Source organism: Maribacter sp. (assembly GCA_020629415.1).
Taxonomy (GTDB): Bacteria; Bacteroidota; Bacteroidia; order Flavobacteriales; family Flavobacteriaceae; genus Maribacter; species Maribacter huludaoensis.
The window spans coordinates 1-3,783 of record JAHDDL010000080.1; the positions used below are offsets into that span (position 1 = coordinate 1).

The 3,783-nt window shown below is 39.8% G+C and carries 4 protein-coding genes; 1 reads left to right on the forward strand and 3 read right to left on the reverse strand.

What is annotated here, in order from left to right; genetic code table 11:
• Positions 1–1,677: PLP-dependent transferase (locus tag QZ657_RS17160; protein WP_291968242.1), on the forward strand; the 1,677-nt coding region annotated here is incomplete at its 5' end.
• Between the two features lie 17 nt (positions 1,678–1,694).
• Here QZ657_RS17160 and QZ657_RS17165 read toward each other — a convergent pair.
• The 3 genes from QZ657_RS17165 to QZ657_RS17175 form a co-directional block, all read right to left on the reverse strand.
• The gene (locus tag QZ657_RS17165) at positions 1,695–2,675 is read right to left on the reverse strand and encodes a PLP-dependent cysteine synthase family protein (protein ID WP_291963728.1); all 981 of its coding nucleotides are present in this window, start codon (positions 2,673–2,675) and stop codon (positions 1,695–1,697) included.
• Positions 2,676–2,784: 109 nt separating this feature from the next.
• The gene (locus QZ657_RS17170; RefSeq protein WP_291968243.1) at positions 2,785–3,174 is read right to left on the reverse strand and encodes a RidA family protein; all 390 of its coding nucleotides are present in this window, start codon (positions 3,172–3,174) and stop codon (positions 2,785–2,787) included.
• A 97-nt stretch (positions 3,175–3,271) separates the two neighbouring features.
• On the reverse strand, positions 3,272–3,783 hold a 512-nt coding region (locus tag QZ657_RS17175; RefSeq protein ID WP_291968244.1), incomplete at its 5' end, for a Crp/Fnr family transcriptional regulator.

Sequence of the window (3,783 nt, forward strand, 5' to 3'; positions counted from 1 at the left end):
GCGGCATTGAGCAATTTACCTACGGCGTATGACTACATTCGTTTGGGTCACCCGTTGTCCTGTGTTTTAGAATGGGCCATTGGGAATATCAACAGGTTGCCGGCCGAGCAGGTGATCAGTTTTCAATCTAAAACGGCATCTATTTTATCCATTTTAAGAACAAACCTTTTAAAACACAGAAATACGCTTATTACATACACCAAAGAACTTCCAAGTTCATTTGATATAGATGTTTTAAAAAACATCTACGGTTTTTCATTTGAGCTGAAAAAAGTGGATAGTCCCGCTGATGTGGAATCGTTTGAGGGCAGTACCATTTTTATCTCACAGCAACATGATAGTTCAGCAATAAGCATATCATCACATATTGACTTTTACGTTAATATGTATGCAGAATTGGGAAGTGTATTGCTTATCAACGGTGCAGAAAATATACATTACATTTCAGATATTCAGCATTTTAGACGTAGGGAAACCGTTGCCATGACACCTCATAATTGCTTGAACGCTTTACGGTCTTTGGTGCAACTGCCGACTGAAAATTCGGTAACCACCAACACAACGGAGCAAAAAGCTGCCGTGTTGGATTTGATACAAGAGGTGAGTGGCAGCCAGACCACACCATTGGTAGCATCGAGCGGATTATCCGTTCAATATGCGATTCTAATGGGCTTGGTGCATGACGCTTTGGAAAACCACAAGGGTAAAGCCATTAAAATTGTGGTTCCACCAAATTGCTACGGTGGTACCAATGATCAAGCAAGGCGCGTTGCGGCTTGCAGCGATGCCATAGAAATTGTGGATTTACTGGTAGATGGTGATAATGATATGGTGCAAAGCATTGATCATGTTTTGGAACAAATAGCTGCCCAAGATGCCATTCCTTATATAATTGCGGAAATACCAACGAACCCGAGAGTTGAAGTTCCTGACCTTCAAAAACTAAGGGCTGTATTAAGTGCCAAACGAAAAACCGATACTGGGAGCCAGGCTATTGATCCCGTATTTATTTTGGACCAAACGTTTTGCCCAAATGTCCATTTTTTAGGGGATTCCGATGTTCTTTCATCTGTTAGAACCATTTCATTTGCCAGTGGTTCTAAATTTCCAAGTGGTGGTAAGTGTACCGCCGGATATTGTATAGCGAATAAAAAAGCGGAAACTTTGATCGAAAAAATACACTTGCACTTAGCCCTTTGTGATAATGAAGCTACGGATTTGCAATATGAAATTTTAGCAAAACAAATGCCGTCTATGATGCAGCGAATTCATGATGCCTATATCAATACACGAAATTTTGTTTCCTTTATAGAAAAAACATTGCCTACGGCGAAAATCAATTTTGTTTCCGAGGCATTGGCAAAGGAAGGTTTTACGCCATCGGTCTTTTCTTTGGACCTACCTACAAAAGGGAATACTCCAGAAGAAAAGGAGGGCTACAAAAGAAAAATGAACGCCCTGTTGATCGATTTAATGATTACCGAAATACCTGATGAAAGTAAGTATTGCGTAAGCTACGGACAATTAAAAGGGTGTTATTGGACCATACCGGCAACGTCAACACAGGGTACCACCAAAGAGGACGATAAGGATTATATCGCCCGTGTGTCGCTTTCCCCTAATATGGACTTAGAACGCCATAAAGAGGTTTTCTTAAAGTTCGTGGAACAAATGTAAAAATGGCTAGGGTAGGGCTATTCTATATAGCCCTGCTTTCGCATCCAATCATCATTGAACATTTTGCCAACATACCTGCTACCGTGGTCATGAAATAAAACCACCACGACATCATCTTTGGTAAAGTGTTCCTTTAACTGCAAAACGCCTTTAATGGCAGAACCGGCAGAATTGCCCAAGAACATACCTTCTTCCTTTGCCAAACGCTGGGTGTATACCGCACCGTCTTTATCGGTTACTTTGGTAAATCCGTCAATAATATCAAAGTCTACGTTTTTGGGTAGAATGTCTTCGCCAATACCTTCGGTTACATAAGGGTAGATTTCTTTCTCATCAAAAATTCCCGTTTCGTGGTATTTTTTAAAAACGCTACCATAGGTATCTATACCCCAAACTTTTATGTTGGGATTCTGTTCTTTTAAGTACTTGCCCACACCAGAAATTGTGCCGCCCGTACCCACGCCAACTACAAAATGGGTAATCTTACCATCGGTCTGTTTCCAAATTTCAGGTCCGGTGCTTTCGTAGTGGGCTTTGGCATTACTTGGGTTGTCATACTGATTTACGTACCAACTATTAGGCGTCTCTTTCGCCAATCTTTTGGAAACCGAATAATAGGAACGTGGGTCATCTGGCTCAACAGCAGTAGGGCACACGACCACTTCTGCACCTACGGCACGTAAAATGTCGCACTTTTCTTTGGACTGTTTATCCGCCAATACAAAAATACATTTGTAGCCTTTTACAATGGCAGCCAACGCCAAGCCCATACCTGTATTGCCAGATGTACCTTCAATAATGGTGCCGCCAGGTTGCAATCTTCCATCCGCTTCAGCATCTTCGATCATCTTTAAGGCCATACGATCCTTAACCGAGTTACCAGGGTTAAACGTCTCATATTTAGCCAATACCAAACAAGGCAATTCTGCCGTAAGCTTATTCATCTTTACAAGAGGCGTATTACCAATTGTTCCCAATATATTTTCTGCGTATTCCATAGCTGCTATTAAAGTCGTTCAAAAGTATAAAACGAGAATGACGAAAGCAATTTTGTTGCAGATACATCAAAAATTAAATGAGGCTTTTGTTTTGGTATGATAACGATAACTACCGCACCACAGTAACCTCTAACTCTACTTTTAAGGTTTCAAATAGGCTTTTAACTTCCAATACGGTACTTGTCTGTTTTATCCCATGCTTTTTTATCCAGTCTTGAAAAATATCAAAAGAGGCAAAGAATTCATCTGATGACGTGGTGTAAATATTTAATCGTACAATATTCTTGCATGCATACCCAGCTTCATCAATGACCTTTTCTAAATTGCTTATGGTGTCCGTAAGTTGGCTTCTCATATCGCCTGTACTTGATATACCGGCAGCGTCTATAGCTGTTTGACCGGAGATGTACAAAGTTGCTTCGGGCTTTACGACTTCAACCGCTTGAACATAACTTCTTTCATTCTGCCATTCCCAGGGATTAATTATTCTTCGTTCCATGCTATTTTATATTTGGTGTTCATTTTTACACTACAAATATTTGAATTAAAGCACCGTTTAAGTGTGACATACATCACAATTATAAAACTAGGAAAGGCTAAGAGGATAATCTGCTAAGTGTTTCTCGTGATACACCCAAATAAGAAGCTAACAAGGTTTTTGGTACACGTTGAAATAATGCTGGATGTGTTTTGAGCAATTGTTCATACCTACCTTTTGCGTCTGATGTTAGAAAAGATACAATTCTATTATGCGAGGCGATATGACCCAAATTTGATTTCATTAAAAAGAAACGCTCCATTTTTGGAAATGCCAATGACAAGGCATGGTAATTTTCAAGGGGTAAAGCGTATACACTTGTGGGTTCAATGGACTGCAATGACATGGAAGCCTTGGTTTGCATGAAATAGGCGGAAAAATCACTTTCCCACCAATCTTCCATAGCAAATGAAATAATATGTTCCTTACCATCTTGGTCTACCAACACCAATTTTAAGAGTCCGGAGACAATAAAATAACAGTGATTTACTTTTTCTCCCTGCCGGATAAGAAAATCCTTTTTACCATAATTTTCGAATGAGAAGTATGAAAGCACTTCTACAAATTCAT

Coding starts and splice junctions, on each gene's coding strand:
- QZ657_RS17165 (WP_291963728.1), bottom strand. CDS start 2,675: ATGGAATACGCAGAAAATATATTGGGAACAATTGGTAATACGCCTCTT.
- QZ657_RS17170 (WP_291968243.1), bottom strand. CDS start 3,174: ATGGAACGAAGAATAATTAATCCCTGGGAATGGCAGAATGAAAGAAGT.